This is a genomic window from Flavobacterium psychrotrophum, from assembly GCF_003403075.1.
Classification (GTDB): domain Bacteria; phylum Bacteroidota; class Bacteroidia; order Flavobacteriales; family Flavobacteriaceae; genus Flavobacterium; species Flavobacterium psychrotrophum.
This window is the reverse complement of sequence record NZ_CP031557.1, coordinates 4,066,143-4,087,281: the sequence shown is the minus strand read 5'-3', so window position 1 is coordinate 4,087,281 and position 21,139 is coordinate 4,066,143. Positions and strand designations below refer to the sequence as shown.

Here is a 21,139-nt window from a genome sequence, read left to right as displayed (position 1 = left end):
TGCTGTACGCAACCCAAAGCAGTTTTTTGCATCTACAGCAATAAGGAGATAAAGATTTTATTACAAACGTTTTATGAAGAGATTTTTAATGTTGTTTGCCGGGAGTTTGACGATGGCCCTTATGCTTGCGTCCTGCTCGTTAGACAACGACCCCAAAGTAAATTTCGATATTGACTTTGTGGCTGCAGATAGTGTATCGATTCCCGCTTATTTTAAGCGCGGACAGTCGTACCCATTTACCATTTACTATAAACGCCCGGACGATTGTCATTTTGATAACGGTTTTTATGCAACCCGTAGTGGCAATACTATTACCATAGCCATACAAAACATAGTTTTGGCAAATACACAATGTAACCCGGTGCAAAGCACGGCTTCAGATGTGGCAACGTTTAATTTTCAGTGCCCGTTTGAGGCAGTAGACCACTATACATTTAAGTTTTACAAGAGCCAGGACACATATGGCCAGGATCAGTTTATTGAAGTAACGGTGCCCGTAGGGCCATAATATTAACAGCAGAACGATTGGGGTTAGATCAAATCATAAAAGATTGCCAGGCTAACAGCATTAAGGCCCAGGAGCAACTCTATCGCCTGCTGGCCCCAAAGCTTTTTGCGGTGTGCTTAAAGTACAGCCGTAGCCGGGTCGATGCCGAAGATAACCTTCAGGATGGTTTCCTGATCCTGTTTGATAAAATAGGCCAATACCGTTTTCAGGGTTCATTTGAGGGTTGGGCAAAAAGGGTAATGGTAAACAACGTTTTGCAAAAATACCGTACCCAGGGTATCTTTGACCTCGTAAGCGAAAACATGCCCGATCAGGCTGATGTAGAGATTGAGGCAGACGACATATCGATGGAGTTTTTGGTAAAGATAATCCAGGAATTACCAGACAGGTACCGCATGGTGTTTAACCTGTATGTAACCGATGGGTATTCGCACAAAGAAATTGCAGAGATGCTGGGTATTACAGATGGCACCTCTAAATCTAACCTTGCCCGTGCAAGGATGATACTTAAAGAAAAGATCGAAACCCACCAGGGCAAGAGATTACCGAATGCAAAATGAGTGAAAAGAAAAACATAGACAGGCTTTTCCAGGAGCAGTTCAAAGATTTTGAAACTGCACCACCGGAGTATGTTTGGGAGAACATACATGATGCCCTGCAGCAAAAAAAGAAACGCCGCGTTATTCCGCTCTGGTTTAGGCTGGGTGGTGTTGCAGCCGTACTGCTGGTGGGGCTGTTTATTTCGTGGCCTTACCTTAAGGGTGTAGATTCCGGTAAAAACGGCGTGGTTATAGAGCATGGGGCTAAACCTGTTTTACAGCCCGGTGGCTTACCGTCTGATAAAATAGCACCTGCCGGTCCCGGATTTGAAAAAGGAATTGTTCGTCCGGCAGATAGTAACGGCGCAATTGTAGATGCGGATAAAAATAATAACACGAATGGAGGCAAGCATTCTGTTTATGGTAATGATACTACAGGTGCAACTCCCGGCGCTAAGCGTAATGGTTTTGATAATAGTGATAATGATAATGCTGTAGCAGGGGCATCCCGTAAGGCAAACACAAAAGCGGGTTCAAAAAATAATAGTGCAAAACAAAATATTAATGATAACCCGGTAAGTACAACAAATGATGCCGTTGCAGAGGCAGATGCTGCAAAAGGCAACAGGCGTAGGGGCAATAGCACAGATAAGAATAAAACCAAAAACAATAGCCGTAATATCTCTGTTGATATTTATGGTAAGAGAAACGATGCTGTTGCAGCAGGCAGTGGCACTGTAAAAAATAGAGAGAATGATAAAAGTGCAGTAGGTAACAATGGCACGGTATCGGGCAAAGCAAATTCGATTTTAGGCGTATCCCAAAATCAAAATACCACTGTTGCCCAAAATAGTGTATCAGGTAAAAATAGCCTTCAGGATAATAATACTCCTGCCAAAAAAAAAATATCAGGTGGGGTAAATACCAATGTGCCTGTTATAGAAAAGGATACACCTGTTGAGCAGGCTGTAGCAGTTGTTGATACCGTAAAACCGGTAAAAGAAAACGAACTGGAAAAATTATTGCGCGAAAAAGAGGAGGGTAAGAAAGAAGAGCAGGTAGCCGAAAATAACACACCCAAGTGGAACATAAAGCCACAGGTGGCTCCGGTATTCTACAACTCACTGTCTCAGGGTTCGCCTATAGACGGGCAGTTTGCCTCTAATTCAAAAAGTTTTAATAACGACCTGAGTATGGGTGTAGGTGTAAACTATGCTGTTACAAGCAGGCTTAAGTTGCGTAGCGGTATCAATACTGTAAATCTTAATTATGCCACTCAGGATGTGCAGTTTTACGCGTCCTTAGGCGGGTCTACTAACAACATTTTACCACAGGCCAGAAATGCTAATATTGTGGTACACGATAAAATTGAGGGCCAGGCAAGCACACCAGATGCGGCGTTTGTATCTACAGCAGATACCTACAACGGATCGATGGTGCAACGCACAGGCTATCTTGAAGTACCGATAGAAATGTCGTATGCGGTTATTAATAAAAAGTTTGGTATAGAACTTATTGGTGGGGTTAGTACCCTGTTCCTGAACCAGAATAATGTAAGCGTGGTAAGTACACAGGGGCTGAGCACTAGTGTGGGCGAAGCAGCTAACCTGAATAATATACATTTTAGTACTAACGTCGGCGTGGGTTTTAAATACAGGTTTTTCAGGGCTTTTGAAGCAAGCTTTGAACCTACATTTAAATACCAGGTCAATACCTTTAGCAGGGATGCAGGCAACTTTAAGCCATATTTTATAGGCCTGTATTCTGGCATTAGTTTTAGTTTTTAGGCTTGTTGGTTAGCCTAAGTAGTTAAGTTTAAAAGCGCCTTTGGTTAAAGGGCGCTTTTATTTTTTGGTTAAAAGCCAAATGTATATCCTGAAATTCGTAGATGTTTATTTTCAATGTTTTACAGGTGTAAGCCTTTAGAGTATGTGATACTGACTTTAAATGTAAGGCCAAGGATCAGGGCGAAATTTTTCCGGTAAAATATTTCAATACTTGTATTTATAACCTTTCAGGTTTAAAATTTATTCCCTCCCAAATTTCACCAACTGCTCATAAATTACCTCCCTAGTCTTATCTTTCAATTCCTTTTTATCCTCCTGCGTAAGGCCTTCGGTAGCAATAAAAGGATGCACTTTTGCACGCATCCTGCCGGGGCTTCCGCTAAAAAAGCTGAATGAAAAACGTTTTTTATTATCGGCAAACGTCATAGGTACGATGGGAATATGGTGGTCTATAGCCAGTCGAAAAGCACCGTCTTTAAATTCATCAAGCAATACAGTCTCATCATCGGGTACACCGCCTTCGGGGAATATGCAAATGCTCAGCCCCTGGCTTAGTCGCGCCTGCGCCCTCTGGAATACCTCAAAGCGGCTTTTGCTGCTGTTGCGGTCTACCAGTATGCAGCTGCGCTTATAAAAGAACCCAAAGATGGGAATTTTAGCTAACTCTTTCTTGCCTACAAACACAAACGGGTTGGGGCAAATGGCCAGCATCAGCATCACGTCGCTCATACTGGTATGGTTGGCTACAAGCATGTAGCTCTTGCCGGGTTCAAAATCCTGCTCGCGTTTTATGGTTGTCCAAAAACCCATGCCAAACAAAATAAATCGTGCCCAGCCACGTGCCATGATAAAAAACAGCGGGTAGGTTTTATCCCAGGATAGTGTAAGTATAAGAAAAGGCGATAATATAATAATGGGTATGGCCATGAGTATATAGAACCAAATGCGGTACACCGTCCAGAAAATGTATTTAAGGGCTTTCATATAATCCAAATGTAGTAATTCGGCTGAGATTTTATAACAAAACCGTTACCTTTGTGCAAAATTCATTTTAAGCAATGGCAAAAATATTAACCGGCGTACAAAGTACCGGCACGCCCCACCTGGGCAACCTTTTAGGAGCAATACTTCCGGCCATAGAAATGGCAAATAAACCGGAAAACGAATCGTTTTTATTTATAGCTGACCTACACTCTGCCACGCAGATAAAGGATGGTAAAACCCTTCGTGAAAACACCTATAGTGTTGCAGCTACCTGGCTTGCGTGCGGACTTGATATTAATAAGGTTGTATTTTATCGCCAGAGCGATGTACCACAAACAGCAGAGCTAAGCTGGTACCTGAGCTGCTTTTTCCCTTTCCAGAGGTTAACGCTTGCGCATTCGTTTAAAGATAAAGCCGACAGGCTTGAAGATGTTAATGCCGGGTTGTTTACCTACCCTATGCTTATGGCGGCCGACATTTTATTATATGATGCTGAGTTTGTACCTGTGGGTAAAGACCAGATGCAACATATAGAAATAACGCGTGATGTAGCCAGCCGCTTTAACCACCAGATGGGTGAAACATTTGTATTGCCTGAAGGTATTAGCAGCGAGGAAACAAAAATTGTTCCCGGTACTGATGGCGAAAAAATGAGTAAGAGCCGTAATAACTTTATCAACATATTCCAGGATGACAAGGCATTAAAAAAGCAGGTAATGGCAATACAAACCGACAGTACTCCGCTAGAGGATCCTAAAAATCCGGATACTGATAATGTGTTTGCTATTTACAAGCTACTTGCCACACCGGAACAAACCGAGGCCCTTCGCGAAAAATATCTTGCGGGCAATTATGGCTATGGCCATGCCAAGACTGCACTCTTTGAACTTATATGCGAAAAGTTTAAAAACGTGAGAGAAAAATATGCCTACTATATGGCAAACCTGCAAGAGGTTGATGCTCTTTTAAAAATAGGGGCCGCTAAAGCCGGTACTCAGGCCGATAGTGTACTTGCCCGTGTAAGGCAGAAGATGGGTTATGAATAGTAGCAGTAATCAATTGCATTTTTAATTACAGTATCCTGTTTAAAAATTATAAACAATCATTATAACGCCATATGCAGTATTGCATGTGGCGTTGTTATTTTATCCTTGTAAAACGCTGACTGTTAGCTGTATTGTTATTTAGAATGCTTCTAAAAAACTCATTTTTAATACCTTAACATAGTTTTCGTGCAGTTTTTATTACATGTATTGCCTATATTTGCTATCCTGAACAATTATAAAAACTATGTACCCAGACATTAAAGAGCTGCATTCATATTGGGCTTACGGCGTATTGATTTTCCTTTTACTAGCGGTTTTAAACTCCGTTGTGGGGCTTTCGAGAAAAAAACCTTTTGGTAAGAACGACCGTACCATAGCGCTCATCGCACTCATTTTTACACACGTACAGTTTTTGCTTGGGATGATTATGTATTTCCTGTCGCCTTACCTTGATGCCGCTAAGGCAGGTGGTATGGGCGCTGCCATGAAAGATAGTACTTTAAGGCTTTATCTTGTAGAACACCCGCTTGTAAATATCATTGCTATTGTACTGATAACCATAGGTTGGTCAAAACACAAAAAAGCTGAAACGAGCGAGGCGAAATTTAAAAAAATCGCCATTATGTATGCCATTGGGCTTGTGCTGCTATTAAGCAGGATCCCGTGGAGCGCCTGGTTAAGCTAACCGGTAAAATTGGCCTTTAAACGGCCTTAGCGTTCATTGGCATGTTAATTGTTAAACCTAACGGACAAAAATTATATTATCTATGAAGAATAGTATTATCATTTTCAGTACAGCAGTGTTATTATTTATATTAACAGGCTTTTCGTCGGGCAGCCCCGCTGCTACAGATGAAACTACAACAAAAACTGAATTAAAGGCGGCCGATACTACAGAGGTAGCCTGCAAAGATGAAGAAGTTAAAGAAGCTTCGTCATCTAAACTTACGGTATACAAAGCCAGTTGTATGGCTACATATTACGCAGATAAGTTTAACGGACGCAAAACCACAAGCGGCGAACGTTTTCACAATACAAAATATACTGCTGCACACATGAGGTTGCCACTGGGCACCATGCTGCGCGTTACCAACGAAAAAAACGGAAAGTTTGTAGACGTTAAGGTAAACGACCGTGGCCCTTACAGCAAGAAACTGGAGATAGACCTTACTAAAAAGGCCTTTATGGAAATAGCTTCTAATAAAGGCTCTGGCAGTTTTAAAGTTAAAATAGAAATTATCGAGAAAGCATAATATGGCAAAAAAAGCGGCTTTTTTATTACTGATGCTTATTGTGCTGGCCGGTTGTGGCAGCTCTAAAAATGCATCGTACACCACATTTGAAAAAAAAGCAGTAGCCACCTATTATGCCGATAAGTTTAACGGTAAACAAACCGCCAGCGGCGAAAAATTCAGTAACAGCAAACTTACTGCCGCACACAAAAAACTACCCTTTGGTACTAAACTAAAAGTTACTAATAATGCTAATGGAAAATCGGTTATTGTAACCGTTAACGACCGTGGTCCTTTTACAAAAGGCTATGACATTGACCTGAGCAAAAAAGCTTTTATGGAGATTTCTGACAACAAGAACCAGGGTAAGCTTACCGTGACCCTTGAAATAGCCAAATAACGCTCTAAAATTCACTTTAGCGTAGTATACTGTAACAGCCCTCATTTCTTTTTTAGTATTTTTGAATGAAAATATCGTTCAATGATAACCCTTACCATAGTGGCAATGTGCCTGCTTGCCGTTTTTGTGTTTTTTAAGCAGCCAAAATTTGGCGATAAACCACAAGATGAAAGACTTAGAAAAGTACAGGCATCTCCTAACTACAATGCGCAATTAAAAGCTTTTGAAAACCTAAGCAACACGCCGCAGCTTGCCGAAGGCGAATCGTTTGGTAAAATAATGTACCGTTTCTTTTTTGATAAAAGTAAACGAAGTAAGCCTGCCAGGCCACTGCCCACCGTAAAAAATGACCTTAAAGGGCTATTGCCCAAAGAAAATGTGCTGATATGGTTTGGGCATTCTTCTTACTTTATCCAGACAGATGGCAAAACCATATTGGCTGATCCTGTTTTTAGCGGAAAGGCCTCTCCCGTAAACGGTACTAAAGCATTTGCAGGCAGTGATGCTTACAACGCTGCCGATATGCCTGATATTGATTACCTCTTTATATCTCACGACCACTGGGATCACCTTGATTATAAAACTGTAACGGCGTTATTGCCAAAGGTGAAGCGTGTAATTACCGGCCTGGGTGTGGGCTGTCATTTGGAATTTTGGGGTTATGATCCTGCAAAAATCACAGAGCTTGACTGGTACGAGTCTGTAAGCTTTGACGATGGCTTTAACTTTACTGCCACCCCGGGCAGGCACTTTAGCGGCCGCGACCTTAAACGCAATAAAACCCTGTGGATATCGGCGGTGCTTAAAACACCTTTACACAAATTCTTTTTGGGAGGCGATACCGGCTTTGACTCACACTTTGAAGAAATAGGAAACCAGTATGGGCCTTTTGACCTCGCCCTGCTGGAATGCGGGCAATATAATCCTGCCTGGAAATACATACACATGATGCCGGAGGAGGTTATTACCGCCGCCAAACAATTGCGTGTACGTAAATTGATGCCTGTGCACTGGGCTAAATTTTCGCTTGCCTTACACGACTGGGACGAACCCATAAAACGTGTTACCGCAGCTGCCGAAAAAGAAGCAATGCCCATATTAACACCCATGATTGGCGAGAAAGTTTACTTTGACGGACCCGCAAAATTTGCCCGTTGGTGGGAAAATTTAGCTTAGCAAAAAGGCATAAATCCTTTCGTTTTAAATTTGATATAACTACAACGTTATAAAGTGGTAATTTTGATATATAAATTGTTAAATTTCAGATTAAAAACCTGTTTATTCTCGCTTTAAAAAATTAATTTTAGGGGCATAATTACGGGAAATCCGTAACTTAGATATTCATTTAAAATTTAATTTTGTCCCACCAATTATAAACGCCCCCCATTTTGAATCCAAAATTACACGTGCTTGCTATAGACGATCACGTTGTGGTATTGGAAGGTTACCATTACATGTTCCAAAACCTTGACCATAACCACGGCGAACTGAAGTTTGTAAAGGCCAGAGATTGCAAAACAGGCTATAAAGTGATATCGGCCAACCATCACAAGCCTTTTGATATTGCACTCATAGATTACAGCATACCCCAGTATGAAGACCAACAGCTGCACACCGGGGCAGACCTTGCCAGGCTGGTAAGGGAAACCATGCCTGACTGCAAGATCATTTTAATGACCATGCACAAAGAAATCGACATCATTGGCAGTATTTTAAACACTATAGATCCGGAAGGTTTTATAAATAAAAGCGATTGCAGTACTGAAGAGCTTGCCCAGGCTTTTAAGGAGGTGCTTAACGGCAATACCTTTTACAGCCAGGCCATATCTAACTATCTTAAACGGCGCAAAAAAGGCATAGTGCTGGAAGACATAGACGTGCGCATTATTTTGCTTTTAGCTAAAGGCATTAAGAACAAAAACCTAAGCAATTACATACCGCTTAGTGAAAGTGCCATAGAAAAGCGTAAATACAAGATAAAGCGCCTGTTAGAAATAGAAGGTAATGATGAAGACCTGATACACGAAGCCCGTACACAGGGTTTTATATAGAGCATCCCCCCAATTATATTTTGTTAACTGCCCGTATGGTTTATGCCTGCGGGTATTTTTTATGTTATTAGCATTTACTTCCCAGTATTAACTTACCCTTTGAAGGCAAGTCGTGGTTAAATTGCGGTAAGGGCAGATTTAGCCTTTTAGCTTCGGCGGTGTAAAACAATGCTCTTGCAGGATGTTCAGGGTTAACAACCAGTGCTGTTATACCCCACAGATTATGCCTTAGTACATACAGCATTGCAGTAAGTACAGTATCAAGACTGGCAAGGTTAGTAGGGGCATCAGGATTAGCAAGTCCGCTTTTCCCTGCAAGATGATATATAGGATGCCGCTCTGCCCCAATCAATCCTCCCAAACGCAACACACTTGTTTCAAAATCATTGCAGCTTTGTAATACAACTTCAGCAGCTAAAACCTGTTTGCCACTTTCGGTATCCGGATTTGGAGTAGTTGTTTCATCAATCTGCGGAATCGTCTCATCATCTGCATAGACCGAGATGCTACTGGTAAAAAGTACTTTTTTAATGCCTGCACCTTTAATAAAAGGCAGCAATTGCGCTACCTTATCAGGATAAGGCAAGCCGCCTTCGGCTTTAACCTTTGGCGGAATGGTAATAATCAGCACATCGCTCCCGCTTAAAAAATCAGCTATTACTGCGGCATCTGGTATGTTAAGGTCGATTATGTAAGGCACTATACCTTTAGATTGTAGTACGGCGACTTTTTCTGGGGAGGTTACAGAGCCTTTTACTGCATAATTATCTGTAAGCTTTTCGGCAAGGGGTAACCCCAGCCATCCGCATCCTAAAACTGAAATTTGCATAGCATTTTTATATAACCTTTTCTCTTACTTAGATGATCTTCGGGTAGTGGGTTTTGGCTCGGTAGCCTTGACAGCGCGCGCAGTACTTGCCCTTGGTGGTTTTGCAGCAGCAGCCTTCATGGTTGTATCATCCGTTTGGCGAATAGCCTTTACCTCAGTGGTTTTATCATTTTCCTGTTCAGTTGTGTTCAAACCCGGATCAGACTTTTGTTCCGGCCTTTGTGCCAGTGCCGTTTTTTTGAGCTTATACAAATCCTGGCGGCGGTCTTTAAGAATGCGCACACTGCCAAATTCATGTAACTCGCGCAGCAGGTCTAGGTCTACGTCTACAATAATGGTCATCTCGGTGTTTGGTGTAGCCTCTGCCTTAATGCCATTACTCGGGAAACTAAAATCTGAAGGCGTAAACACCGCCGTTTGCGCATACTGGATGTCCATGTTGTTTACCCCCGGAAGATTGCCCACACAGCCTGCTATGGCTACATAGCACTCATTTTCTATGGCGCGTGCCTGCGCACAATGGCGCACCCGGGTATAACCGTTTTGGGTATCGGTAAGAAAAGGTACAAAGAGTATCTCCATACCATCATCTGCCAGCAGGCGCGATAATTCAGGAAACTCTACATCATAACAAATTACGATGCCTATTTTACCACAGTCGGTATCAAAAGTACGAATTTCGGTACCGCCCTTCATGCCCCAGTAATTTACCTCATTTGGGGTAATGTGCAGCTTGGTGTACATTTCGCTGGTACCGTCGCGCTTACAAAGAAAGCCTACGTTATACAGCACACCATCTTCTACCCACGGCATACTGCCGGTAATGATATTGATGTTATATGAAATAGCCATTTCCTGGAAACGCTTGCGGATAGGCTCTGCATAGCGGGCAATTTCGCGAATGGCATCGGCCTCGCTAAGGTGGTTAAAATCGGCCATGAGCGGAGCCACAAACAGTTCAGGAAACAAGGCAAAATCTGACCCATAGCCCGAAACGGCATCGATAAAAAATTCAGCCTGCTCAAAAAGTGCCTCTACATTTGCCAGCGGGCGCATTTGCCACTGCACTAAGCCCAAGCGTATTACGCTCTTACGGGCATTGATGAGCTTAGGCTCTTTTTCATAATAAATATTGTTCCACTCCATCAGTACGGCATAGTCCTGGCTGTCTTTGTCGCCCTCCAGGTAATTGCGCATGATTTTGATAACGTGAAAATCGTTACTGAGCTGAAACGCCAGTACCGGGTCGAATATCTCTTTTTGGCGTACTTTATCAATATACTCCTTAGGGGTAATTTCGTCGGCATGTTCATTAAAGTGCGGCATACGCCCGGCGAATATAATGCTCTTAAGGTTAAGCTGCTCGCACAGTTCCTTACGGGCGTCATACAGGCGCCTGCCCAGTCGCAAGCCGCGGTAAGCGGGATCTATAAACACATCAATGCCATATAGTACCTCACCCTCATAATCGTGGGTGTCAAAACTATAGTTGCCCGTAATTTTTTCGTAGGTATGGTTTGCCGTAGCCTTTTTAAGGTCTACAACAAGGCTCAGGGCACTGCCCACTACCTTACCATCTACCAGTACTACCAACTGCCCTTCAGGAAATATTTTAAGCAGGCGCTTAATGTCGCTCAGCCCCCAATAGGGCTCATCCATATCCATATCGCTGCCGGTATAGGCATGCTGCATTGAGAGCCGCAGCTCTTTATAATCTTCAACCCTCAGGTTGCGAAGTTCTACTTTGTTTATTTCTGCCTGCATTGTTTTCTTCTTCTTTTTATTCACCACAAGGGTTTATTTTACCACTAAGCACACAAAGGATTTCACTAGGTGCACTAAGAGGGAACTACGTCGTAGTTTAGAGAACACAAAGCTGTATGGATATTTTTGGTTCCGAGACCGTGCAGTTTTGTGTCCCCTGTGAAAAACTTCGTGTTCTCCGTGGTAAAAAGCGGTTTAGTAAATATACAAAAACCAATTTGCTTGTAAACACCTGCAGATGGTTAAGGAGAGGTTAATATTAACGTGATGCTCTACAAAGTTTACTTCCCTATTTCATAAATAATGGTAATTTGCTCTGTCTCCTCTATTTCCTGTACTTCATATTTTGCAAAAACAGTAGCAGGCCGTGGTGCCTCTACCTGCATAGATGCAGCTGCTAGTGGCTGGTATTTTACCTCATTTGCCATTGCTACAATATCGCGCCCATATTTAGAGACATGCTTAATACCCAAAATTTTAACTTCTAATGATTTTGCAATAGCATCTGCTTTTTGCCTGGCATCCGCTATAGCTTTATCTAACAAATTTGCACGTACTTTTTTTTGTAGTTCTCCAGATAGCGAAGTTTCGTAATCAAGCGAAACATCTTTATAATTTCCGGTATTCAATTCGCCGTAAAGTGCATCAAGTACTCTGTTGTCCAGTTTAATCTCTATGTTAAGGCTGTTATTAGCCTGGTACACTTTTTTGTCTTTTTCATCCCGGTAATTATCATTAATATTATACCCCGCAATTTTTATGTTCTCTTTTGGCAGACCTGCTTTTGTAAAGAAGCCTTCCAGTTTAGCTACTTCCTCATTGAGTTCCTTAAGTGCATTTTTTTCAGAGTCGTTTAGCTTGCTCACGCTTATCGTTAGTTTTACAACGTCGGGCTTTACTTTAATGCTAGACATACCTTCGGCAGTAAGTTCGCCGTTTTGTTTAGGTGTTTGTGCAAAAGCAGTCGCTGCTAACAGCAGGAACAAACAAAGATGTTTTTTCATATGATTGGTTTTAAAGTTGATTTACATTATAAACGCAAAAATTTTAATGGCATTGCAGTTCAAACCAAAGGCGGTCTTCGGCTTCATCATAAAAGACATATACCAGCCCTACGTCGCCCCACATAAGCCCGGCATTCTCTTCTGAATCAATCTGGAACAGCAGTTTTACATTTGCGCCCTTTTTATTCTCAGGTGTGCTCTCGCCCTGCACCCAGTTAGGGTAACCACCCAGCTGGCTACGATAATCAGAACTGCCCGTTAGCTTTTGCACTACGGCATCATAAGCCTCCCAGGGTTCGTCGTCGTTAATAATTTCTGCAAGTTCAGCTATTTCAGGGCCATAAACATCAAGACCTTCCCAGTCGGGCAATGATGATACAGGCGAAAAATGTACTTCGCAATACTTAACCGGTATATCACTATAAGGCTGTGGTATCTTAATTTGTGCTGTGGTATCAATTGACCTATAAATTTTCACAACCCAACCGTCGTCGTCCGTTTCATAGGGAAAAGCATCAAGGTCGTAGAAAAACTGAATTAATTTTATTGATGGTGGCAGCGCTAAGCTACCGTCATTAAATACCTGAAAGATAAACTCCATAGGCCTGCCACTTTCTGATTGCGGCCATTGTGCACCCGCCTCAAAGTAGGGTTGCCCGCCAAAGTGTGAAATCAGGGTAGAGTCTGCCGGTGGCCGGCTTGCAGACAGTACCTCAATTTTAGTGGCTTCACGCAATAACGGAATAGCGAGTTGCTCCAGTTTTTTAAGTTGATCAGAACTATTATTTTTATCAGATGAAAAAAGGGCGGATATTTTTTTGAAGATGCTCATTTTAGATGTTTTAATTAGAAGGTCTTTAGTTGGATTACCTACAGTTTTGTATCTTGAGGGTAATCTTTCAGCCATAATTGTACATCTGTCAAAATCAGGTTGCGCCAAGTAACTATATTCCCAGCATTGAAAAACCAATTCTTCTAAAGATTTTAAATGTGCTTCACTGAGTTCATGTTCGATTTTATCAATAATTACCCGCATGGCAACGTATGCTAAAATAGTAGGTGTTGTATCCAGGTTACTATACCCGATTCCTCTTAAATGTACTGTAAGTCCTTTATGTTCTTTAAGGTTATTATAAGCATAAGTTAAACCATAAGTAATAGCTGTTTCTAATGCAGCGTAGCATTTGTCAGGTAAGTTTTCAAGCTGTAATTCTCCGTATGGAGCGCTACTATTATCTGCGAGAATCTTAAGACCAGTTCCTGTATTCGCTTCGAGCATTACCTCAATCTTGCCAAAATGCAGTAAGCCCCTTCTAACCTCCCTGAGCATAAATGATGAAAAAATACCCTCCATATATTGGTCGTTTATTTGTAAATGTTTACTGATGGTTTCAACCGATAATAAACAATTAGCTATCAAATAAAAGTCAATTGTTGGTGCTACCTTAAAAAGTGGCTGAAAGATACACAGAAAAATTAACGTTTTAACACTAAGCTTAATTAGATAACATTGGGGAGAATATGTATGCCTGTATTAAAAGGTTTAGGGTGGAGATAAAAATTTATCTTTGCTCAAAACTGCTTTCATGTTCCCCATAGCCTATCATCCAATATACAAACATCCGCTACCGGAAGGACACCGTTTCCCAATGCTTAAGTATGAGCTGCTACCACAACAATTGCTGCTGGAAGGTATAGCAGCGCAGGCAGATTTCTTTGAACCGGGAATGCCTGATATGTCGCATGTGCTTGCGGTGCATAAAAAAGACTATGTAAATGATTTACTTAACCTTACGCTCGACCCGCGTGCAGCACGGAAAACGGGCTTCCCGCTTTCAGCGGCGCTGGTAGAGAGGGAATTACGTATAGCACAGGGAACGATACTGGGGGCAGAGAAAGCCCTGCAAACCGGTATTGCTTTTAACATTGCGGGCGGCACCCATCATGCCTACAGCACTCATGGCGAAGCATTTTGCCTGCTTAATGACCAGGCCATTGCCACACAGTACCTTATCAATAACAACCTGGCTAAAAAGATTTTGATTGTAGACCTTGATGTGCACCAGGGCAACGGTACGGCAGAGATTTTTACAGGGGACAATGCGGTATTTACCTTTTCTATGCACGGCAAAACCAACTACCCGTTTAAAAAAGAAACATCAGGCCTTGATATTGCACTGCCTGATGATACCGGAGATGATGAATATCTAAATATTTTGCGTGAAATTTTACCTAAACTTATAGATACACAAAAGCCTGATTTTATCTTTTACCTTAGTGGGGTAGACATCTTATCGACTGACAAGCTAGGTAAACTGGGATGCTCTGTTTCCGGCTGCAAACAGCGGGATGAGGTTGTGTTACAGCTTTGTAACAAGCTAAATATTCCGGTGCAATGCAGCATGGGTGGCGGCTACAGCCCTGATATTAAAATAATAATAGAGGCGCATACAAACACGTATCGCGTTGCTAAAGATCTGTATTATTGATTGTTTTTAACTCAATGGCATCCGCAGTCATCACCACAGCCGGCTTTTTTCTTTTTAAAGAAAAATTTCTTAACCAAAAATGCCACGGCTGTAATTACCAGTGCATATGCTATAATATCCTGTACCATAATACTTTTATTTAAGCAATTGATATGCCAATAATGCTACAGCATAGGCAAAACCGCTCATGCCTACAAGCTGTATCGTTGGCCACATCCACGAGTTTGTTTCTTTCTTAACAATAGCCAATGTACTAATGCACTGCATTGCAAAGGCATAAAACAACAGTAACGATATGCCCGATGCAAAGTTAAATACCTTTTCGCCTGTTTGCGGATCTATCTCGGCAGCCATACGCTGTCTAATCGTGGTTTCGTCTTCGGCATCGTTACCGCCTATGTTATATATTGTGGCCAGTGTACCCACAAACACCTCGCGTGCCGCGAATGATGATACTATGGCTACACCTATTTTCCAGTCGTAACCCAGTGGGCGTATAACAGGCTCTATTGCCTTACCGGCTATGCCGATGTACGAGTGCTCCAGTTGATAAGAGGCCGTCATTTCATCCCACTCCTCAGGGCTGATGCCGCGTTGCTGCGCGTCGGCTTTTACTATTTCTTCGGCATTTTTAAAATCATCGCCCGGCCCATGCGAACCAAGGAACCATATAATAACCGATAGTGCCAGGATTATTTTACCTGCACCCATTACAAAGGCTTTGGTTTTTTCGATCACGGTAATGCCTACGTTTTTAAACAGCGGCATTTTATAATTGGGCATTTCTGCCACAAAAAAGCTTTTATGCTTTAGCTTCAGTACCTTGTTTAATATCCATGCGGCAAGCAGTGCACCACCAAACCCGAGCAAATACAATGCCATGAGGGTAAGCCCCTGCAGGTTAAAAATACCCAGCACATACCTGTCCGGTATTATAAGCGATATCAGTATGGTATAGACCGGAAGCCTTGCACTACAGGTAGTAAAAGGGGTAACTAATATGGTAATAAGGCGTTCGCGCCAGTTCTCTATATTTCGCGCCGACATAATGGCCGGTATGGCGCAGGCAGTACCCGATATTAGGGGCACTACGCTCTTGCCGTTTAGCCCAAAGCGTTTCATGATCTTATCCATAAGGAAAACCACACGGCTCATGTAGCCACTTTCTTCAAGTATCGAGATAAAGAGGAATAAGAAAGCAATTTGCGGTATAAAGATTACTACACCACCTATGCCGGGAATAATGCCCTGCACGATAAGGTCGGTCAGCTTGCCGGGCGCCATATGCTCAGCGGTATAGGCAGAAAGCCATGCAAAACCTTCATCTATCAAATCCATAGGTACGCTTGACCACGAGAAGATGCTCTGGAAGATAAGCATTAGTATTGCCATGAATATCACGTAACCAAAAACACGGTGGGTAAGCACACGGTCCAGCTTTGCCCGAAGGTCGTTTGCCTTATCTGCATCTATCGTTTGGCCTACCTTAAGCGTGTCGTTTATAAACTGGTAGCGCTTTATGGTTTCCTTTTGTTGCAGGCGTTTTAGCTCCGGTTTTGTTTTGGTGAATGATGTGCCCTGAAGCTCTTTAATATCAATAATACCAAAGTTGGTATCCTGTGTTATTACCAGCCAGAGTTTATACAATAGCTGGCTTGGGAATATCTTTCTGAGGCTGTTAAAATAGTCCGGGTCTATGCTGCTGGCGTTAAGGCACGGTTGGGTGCTTAATCCGTTATAGCTTACAATAAGGTCTTTTAAATGGTCAATACCCTGGTTCTTACGGCTGCTTACTAAAGCAATTCGGGTGTTGAGGTGTTGTTCCAGATAGGGGATATCCAGCGCTATGCCTTTTTTCTCCATCCTGTCGGCCATGTTAATAACCAGTATGGTAGGTATTTCAAGGTCTTTTATCTGGGTAAATAGTAGCAGGTTACGCTTAAGGTTTTCTACTTCGGTGACCACTACGGCCACATCAGGATAATCCTTATCATTTTTGTTCATCAGCAGCTCTATAACCACGTTCTCATCCATAGAGCTGGCATTAAGGCTATAGGTGCCGGGCAGGTCGAGTACAAGCCCTTTGCTGCCATCGGGCAGTTTGCAGGTGCCGGCCTTGCGTTCTACAGTAATACCAGGGTAGTTGCCCACCTGCTGGTTAAGGCCTGTAAGCTGGTTAAAAACAGAGGTTTTACCTACGTTGGGGTTGCCTATAAGGGCTATCTTTATCGTTTGGCCGGCCATTAAAAAGTCATTCGGTTATTATTATAACCCCTATTTCGGCAGCGGTTTCCTTACGGATGCTCACGTGGCTGTCGTTTACGTTAATGTAAATGGGGTCGCCCAGTGGGGCTATCTGTAACAGTTGCACTTCATTACCCGGCAGACAGCCCATCTCCAGTAATTTTAGCGGAATGGCATCCACATTAAATTCGGTTATGACGGCTTTTTGGCCTTTTTTGAGTAATGAAAGATTTGTTTTCAATTCTTATTTAGAATAAGTTTAGATTACAAAAGTAAACATAAAAATTTAGTAATTATCCAAAATTCAAAAAAGAACTGAACCTCTTACTACCATATTAATTTTGAGCATGGCGCTTATTTCAAAATGTTTTTACCACTAAGGGCACCATGATTTTCACAAGGTTCACCATGTAAACCGCCTTCGGCGGAAGATCACAAAGCTGTGTGGCAAAAACTCTATTTAAGAAACCCTCACTTATTACTCATTTTCCCTCAGCCATTTAATGTCTTCGAGCAATTGTGTTACATTTTTAGTACCGTCGTCTGTAGGCTTGTCCAGGTTGGTACCGTCATAAAATCCGCGTATGCGGCCTTTTTTGTCTACCAGTATAAAATTCTCTGTATGTACCATATCATACATCTCGGTGTTGCTGCCGGTTTTTACTGCCAGGTAGCTTTTACGGGCCAGGTAATAAATGTCTTTTTTATCGCCTGTTACCATATTCCACTTGCCGTCAATGGCACCTTTAAGGTCGGCATAGGCGCGTAGTACGGGTACGCTGTCAATGTCAGGGGTAACCGAGTGTGAAAGCAATGCAACATCGGGCATTGTTTTTATGTGGTCCTGTAGCCAGCCCATATTATTTGTCATTATGGGGCAAATGGTTTTACAGGTGGTAAAAAAGAAGTCGGCTACATATATCTTTCCCTTATAATCGTTTTGGGTAACGGTTTTGCCGTTTTGGTTGGTAAAGCTAAACGGCGCTATTTTATGGTGGTGCGCAATGGCCTGCACGGTACTGTCTGCCAGTTCTGGGTTTACATCGGCAGGACTGTATATCTTAAGTGTTTTTCTTGGCGAAAGCGCTATGTTGAACAGTGTAAGTATAATGGCTGACAGGATGATGAATACGCTGATAAATACCCTGTATTTTTTTAAGAAGGCAAGCATTGTAAAATAATTTTTGCAAAGGTAGGGAAGAAAGTCGATTTGATAATTCGGTTATATGGTAATTTGATTGCAGCCGTATAACCAAAAACCAAATTACCGTATAACCGAATTACCATAAACCAAAAAAGTATATATTTGTATTCAAAGTTTTAAATTAAAAACAAATGAAACTACGATTTACTGCAAAATTCGCAACGGTAGCGCTTGCAGCCGGAGCCCTTTGCAATGCACAATCTGCGGTGGCCCAGCAAAAGCCGGGTATCAGCCTGCAATATATGGACAAGTCAGTTAAGCCGGGCGATGACTTCTTCAGGTACGTTAATGGCAAATGGGTAGATGCTACCGAGATTCCTGCCGATAAAACGCGCTGGGGTAGTTTTGATGAGCTTCGCGAAAACACTAATAATGATGCACTTGCCATACTAAAAGAGGCTGCTGCCAATAAAACCCTAGCTGCAAGCAGCGACCAGGGCAAGGCTGCTAACCTGTACCGTGCCATCATGGATACCGTATCGCGCAATAAGGCAGGTGTTGCACCGTTACAGCTGTACCTTAAAAAAATTGACGCCGTTAAGGATGTAAAGAGCCTTCAGGCTTTGCTTACCGAAATGGAGAACGAAGGCGGCCTTGGGTTCTTCGGTATCTACATAGGTGCCGATGCTAAAGACAGTAACAAGAATGTAATTTACCTGGGTACAGGCAGGCTTGGGCTTCCGGACAGGGATTACTATGTCTCTGAAGATGCCGACTCTAAAGAAAAACGTGCCTTATATGAAAAGCACGTAGCCAAAATGCTTAAGTATATTGGTTATGATGATAAGACTGCTGCGGTAGCGGCAAAAAATGTACTTGCGTTCGAAACATCGCTTGCACAGCCACAACTGGACAGAGTAGCCCTGCGCGATGACCGTGTTACCTATAACCCAATGACGGTTGCTGAGCTGCAAAAGCTTGCGCCATCTATCAACTGGGCAGCTTACCTGAAAGGTATAGGTGTAGGTGCGCCTGCCACGATTGTGGTAAGCCAGCCAAAATATATGGAGGCTGTAGAGGCAATCCTTAAACAAAAGAACGTTGCTGAGTGGAAAGATTACCTTAAATGGTCGCTACTGCGCAAATCTGCCGGTAAGCTTTCTACCGGTATCGAAACGGCTAACTGGGAGTTTTATGGTAAAACATTAAGGGGTGCCCTTAAAGAAGAAAAGCGTGATAAAAATGCCCTTCAAACCATAAATGGTACTGTGGGCGAAGCGCTTGGTAAACTGTATGTTGCCAAGAAATTCCCGCCGGAAGCTAAAGCTAAGGCAGAGGCAATGATTAAAAATGTAATGCGTGCTTTTGAAAACCGCATTAACCGCCTGCCGTGGATGGCTACATCTACAAAACAGGCTGCGGTAAACAAACTAAACAAGCTTACTGTAAAAATAGGCTATCCTGATAAATGGAAAGACTACTCTGCGCTAACAATTACGGCTCCTGAGAAAGGCGGAAGCTACTTTAACAATATGACTGCGCTTTCTAAATGGGACCACCAGCAGGATATTGAAAAGCTGAACAAACCGGTAGATAAGACCGAGTGGGGCATGGCGCCGCAAATTGTAAATGCTTACTTTAACCCGTCGTATAACGAAATTGTGTTTCCTGCGGCTATCCTGCAGCCACCATTCTATGATTACCGTGCTGATGAGGCCGTTAACTATGGTGGTATAGGTGCTGTTATAGGCCACGAAATTTCTCACGGTTTTGATGATAGCGGTGCACGTTATGATGCTAACGGTAACCTTGTAGACTGGTGGAGCGAAGAAGACCTTAAGCAATTTACCGGCCTTGGTGGCGCACTAGCTTCTGAATACAGCGCACTACAGCCACTACCGGGCATTTATGTAGACGGTAAATTTACACTGGGCGAAAACATTGGCGACCTTGGTGGTGTTAATGCCGCTTATGACGGACTTCAGCTGTATCTTAAAGAGCACGGTAACCCGGGCCTTATAGATGGCTATACACCAGAGCAGCGCTTCTTTATTTCATGGGCCACAATATGGCGTACAAAAATGAGGGACGAAGCCATTAAAAACCAGGTTAAGACAGATCCGCACAGCCCGGGCATGTACAGGGCTTTTGTACCATTGCAAAATGTTGATGCCTTTTATGATGCCTTTAGCATTAAACCGGGCGATAAAATATATGTAGCCCCGGATAAGAGGGTTAAGATTTGGTAATTGACCAAAAATAAAAAGCAAAGCCCGCCTGAAATTTTCAGGCGGGCTTTTTCATTATAGCATAAATTGTTTATACTTTCTTGTTGACAATAGTGGCACTGGCCTGCGCTGTAGGCAATACCAGCAGGTCGGCAATGTTTACATGATACGGGCGTGTTACCACAAAGTGTATAATGTCTGCAATGTCTTCGGCATGTAATGGCTCAAGCCCCTGATACACGCTTTCGGCACGCTGGCTGTCGCCTTTAAATCGCACTTCGCTAAACTCGGTATCTACCATACCGGGGTTAATGGCGCCTACGCGAATGCCATATTGGTTCAGGTCCATACGCATACCCTGGTTAATGGCGTCTACCGCGTGCTTAGAGGCACAGTATACGTTTCCGTTTGCATACACCTCTTTTCCAGCTATAGAGCCTATGTTAATGATGTGGCCGCTTTTTCGCTCAACCATACCCGGTATAATGGCCTTGCTAACATACAGCAGCCCCTTTACGTTAATGTCTATCATGGCATCCCAGTCGTCTACATCGCCGTTTTCTATTGGGTCAAGGCCGTGGGCATTACCGGCATTATTTATCAGTACGTCTATGGTAAGGAAATCTGCCGGTAACGATGCTATGGCTTTAGCAACGTCCTTCTTTTTACGCACATCAAAGTTTAATGTCTGTACTTGTGTAAGAGCCGAAAACTCATCCTGAAGTTCTGCAAGGCGGTCTTCGCGGCGGCCGCAAATAACCAGCCTGAAATTATTTTGTGCCAGCAGGCGTGCTGTAGCCCTGCCTATGCCACTGGTAGCCCCTGTTATTAATGCTGTTTTTTTCATATTCAGTTGTAATGTTGAATGTTTAAAAGTTATAATGTTAGTT

General features: G+C 42.7%; 21 protein-coding genes. 11 read left to right on the top strand and 10 right to left on the bottom strand.

Translation table 11 applies throughout. The features are described from left to right. Positions 1–73: 73 nt before the first annotated feature. The 3 genes from DYH63_RS17670 to DYH63_RS17660 are packed head-to-tail and all read left to right on the top strand — an operon-like array spanning position 74 to position 2,834. Positions 74–508 carry a hypothetical protein gene (locus tag DYH63_RS17670; RefSeq protein ID WP_162927082.1) on the top strand — a complete coding sequence of 145 codons (435 nt, stop codon included), beginning with the start codon at positions 74–76 and terminating at the stop codon, positions 506–508. Between the two features lie 17 nt (positions 509–525). Beyond that, entirely contained in the window at positions 526–1,068 is a 543-nt protein-coding gene (locus DYH63_RS17665; protein WP_116790058.1) for an RNA polymerase sigma factor, read from the top strand. After that, positions 1,065–2,834: an outer membrane beta-barrel protein gene (locus DYH63_RS17660; RefSeq protein WP_116790057.1), complete on the top strand. Its 1,770-nt coding sequence runs from the start codon at positions 1,065–1,067 to the stop codon at positions 2,832–2,834. Before DYH63_RS17665 ends, DYH63_RS17660 begins: the two co-directional genes overlap by 4 nt. Positions 2,835–3,074: 240 nt before the next feature. Here DYH63_RS17660 and DYH63_RS17655 read toward each other — a convergent pair whose 3' ends face one another. Then, a complete protein-coding gene (locus DYH63_RS17655) occupies positions 3,075–3,818 on the bottom strand; it encodes a lysophospholipid acyltransferase family protein (protein WP_116790056.1) in 744 nt (247 codons plus the stop codon). A 74-nt stretch (positions 3,819–3,892) separates the two neighbouring features. On the opposite strand from DYH63_RS17655, the gene trpS reads away from it, so the two are divergent. The 6 genes from trpS (at position 3,893) to DYH63_RS17625 (ending at position 8,547) form a co-directional block, all read left to right on the top strand. Further along, entirely contained in the window at positions 3,893–4,864 is a 972-nt protein-coding gene (gene trpS, locus DYH63_RS17650; RefSeq protein ID WP_116790055.1) for a tryptophan--tRNA ligase, read from the top strand. A 244-nt stretch (positions 4,865–5,108) separates the two neighbouring features. Then, the gene (locus tag DYH63_RS17645) at positions 5,109–5,549 is read left to right on the top strand and encodes a hypothetical protein (protein ID WP_116790054.1); all 441 of its coding nucleotides are present in this window, start codon (positions 5,109–5,111) and stop codon (positions 5,547–5,549) included. An 82-nt stretch (positions 5,550–5,631) separates the two neighbouring features. After that, entirely contained in the window at positions 5,632–6,117 is a 486-nt protein-coding gene (locus DYH63_RS17640; RefSeq protein ID WP_116790053.1) for a septal ring lytic transglycosylase RlpA family protein, read from the top strand. 1 nt (position 6,118) lies between these two features. Beyond that, positions 6,119–6,496 (top strand): septal ring lytic transglycosylase RlpA family protein, encoded by a 378-nt coding sequence (locus DYH63_RS17635; protein ID WP_116790052.1) that lies wholly within the window; start codon positions 6,119–6,121, stop codon positions 6,494–6,496. Positions 6,497–6,577: 81 nt separating this feature from the next. Continuing rightward, positions 6,578–7,672 (top strand): MBL fold metallo-hydrolase, encoded by a 1,095-nt coding sequence (locus DYH63_RS17630; protein ID WP_116790051.1) that lies wholly within the window; start codon positions 6,578–6,580, stop codon positions 7,670–7,672. Between the two features lie 212 nt (positions 7,673–7,884). After that, positions 7,885–8,547: a response regulator gene (locus DYH63_RS17625; protein WP_162927081.1), complete on the top strand. Its 663-nt coding sequence runs from the start codon at positions 7,885–7,887 to the stop codon at positions 8,545–8,547. 67 nt (positions 8,548–8,614) lie between these two features. Here the strand turns inward: DYH63_RS17625 and DYH63_RS17620 are convergent, their stop codons facing one another. The 4 genes from DYH63_RS17620 to DYH63_RS21655 form a co-directional block, all read right to left on the bottom strand. Beyond that, positions 8,615–9,376 carry an NAD(P)H-binding protein gene (locus tag DYH63_RS17620; RefSeq protein ID WP_116790049.1) on the bottom strand — a complete coding sequence of 254 codons (762 nt, stop codon included), beginning with the start codon at positions 9,374–9,376 and terminating at the stop codon, positions 8,615–8,617. A gap of 24 nt (positions 9,377–9,400) precedes the next feature. Continuing rightward, positions 9,401–11,140 (bottom strand): carbon-nitrogen hydrolase family protein, encoded by a 1,740-nt coding sequence (locus tag DYH63_RS17615; protein WP_116790876.1) that lies wholly within the window; start codon positions 11,138–11,140, stop codon positions 9,401–9,403. A gap of 281 nt (positions 11,141–11,421) precedes the next feature. Continuing rightward, the gene (locus tag DYH63_RS17610; RefSeq protein WP_116790048.1) at positions 11,422–12,144 is read right to left on the bottom strand and encodes an SIMPL domain-containing protein; all 723 of its coding nucleotides are present in this window, start codon (positions 12,142–12,144) and stop codon (positions 11,422–11,424) included. A gap of 43 nt (positions 12,145–12,187) precedes the next feature. Next, positions 12,188–13,498, bottom strand: a complete 1,311-nt coding sequence (locus DYH63_RS21655) for a DUF1963 domain-containing protein (RefSeq protein WP_240409028.1) — start codon at positions 13,496–13,498, stop codon at positions 12,188–12,190. A 232-nt stretch (positions 13,499–13,730) separates the two neighbouring features. Here DYH63_RS21655 and DYH63_RS17600 point away from each other — a divergent pair, with 232 nt between their 5' ends. After that, positions 13,731–14,633 (top strand): histone deacetylase family protein, encoded by a 903-nt coding sequence (locus DYH63_RS17600; RefSeq protein ID WP_116790047.1) that lies wholly within the window; start codon positions 13,731–13,733, stop codon positions 14,631–14,633. A gap of 11 nt (positions 14,634–14,644) precedes the next feature. On the opposite strand, the gene DYH63_RS17595 is transcribed toward DYH63_RS17600, so the two are convergent. The 4 genes from DYH63_RS17595 to DYH63_RS17580 form a co-directional block, all read right to left on the bottom strand. Next, on the bottom strand, positions 14,645–14,761 hold the full coding sequence (locus DYH63_RS17595; protein ID WP_116790046.1) for a FeoB-associated Cys-rich membrane protein: 117 nt from the start codon (positions 14,759–14,761) through the stop codon (positions 14,645–14,647). Between the two features lie 7 nt (positions 14,762–14,768). Beyond that, entirely contained in the window at positions 14,769–16,877 is a 2,109-nt protein-coding gene (feoB, locus tag DYH63_RS17590; protein ID WP_116790045.1) for a ferrous iron transport protein B, read from the bottom strand. Positions 16,878–16,884: 7 nt separating this feature from the next. Continuing rightward, positions 16,885–17,118: a FeoA family protein gene (locus DYH63_RS17585; protein WP_116790044.1), complete on the bottom strand. Its 234-nt coding sequence runs from the start codon at positions 17,116–17,118 to the stop codon at positions 16,885–16,887. A gap of 237 nt (positions 17,119–17,355) precedes the next feature. Then, complete coding sequence (locus DYH63_RS17580; protein ID WP_116790043.1) at positions 17,356–18,048, bottom strand: SCO family protein; 693 nt, start codon at positions 18,046–18,048, stop codon at positions 17,356–17,358. A gap of 164 nt (positions 18,049–18,212) precedes the next feature. Here DYH63_RS17580 and DYH63_RS17575 point away from each other — a divergent pair, with 164 nt between their 5' ends. Beyond that, a complete protein-coding gene (locus DYH63_RS17575) occupies positions 18,213–20,270 on the top strand; it encodes a M13 family metallopeptidase (RefSeq protein WP_116790042.1) in 2,058 nt (685 codons plus the stop codon). Between the two features lie 70 nt (positions 20,271–20,340). On the opposite strand, the gene DYH63_RS17570 is transcribed toward DYH63_RS17575, so the two are convergent. Beyond that, positions 20,341–21,096 carry an SDR family NAD(P)-dependent oxidoreductase gene (locus DYH63_RS17570; protein WP_116790041.1) on the bottom strand — a complete coding sequence of 252 codons (756 nt, stop codon included), beginning with the start codon at positions 21,094–21,096 and terminating at the stop codon, positions 20,341–20,343. Between the last annotated feature and the right edge of the window lie 43 nt (positions 21,097–21,139).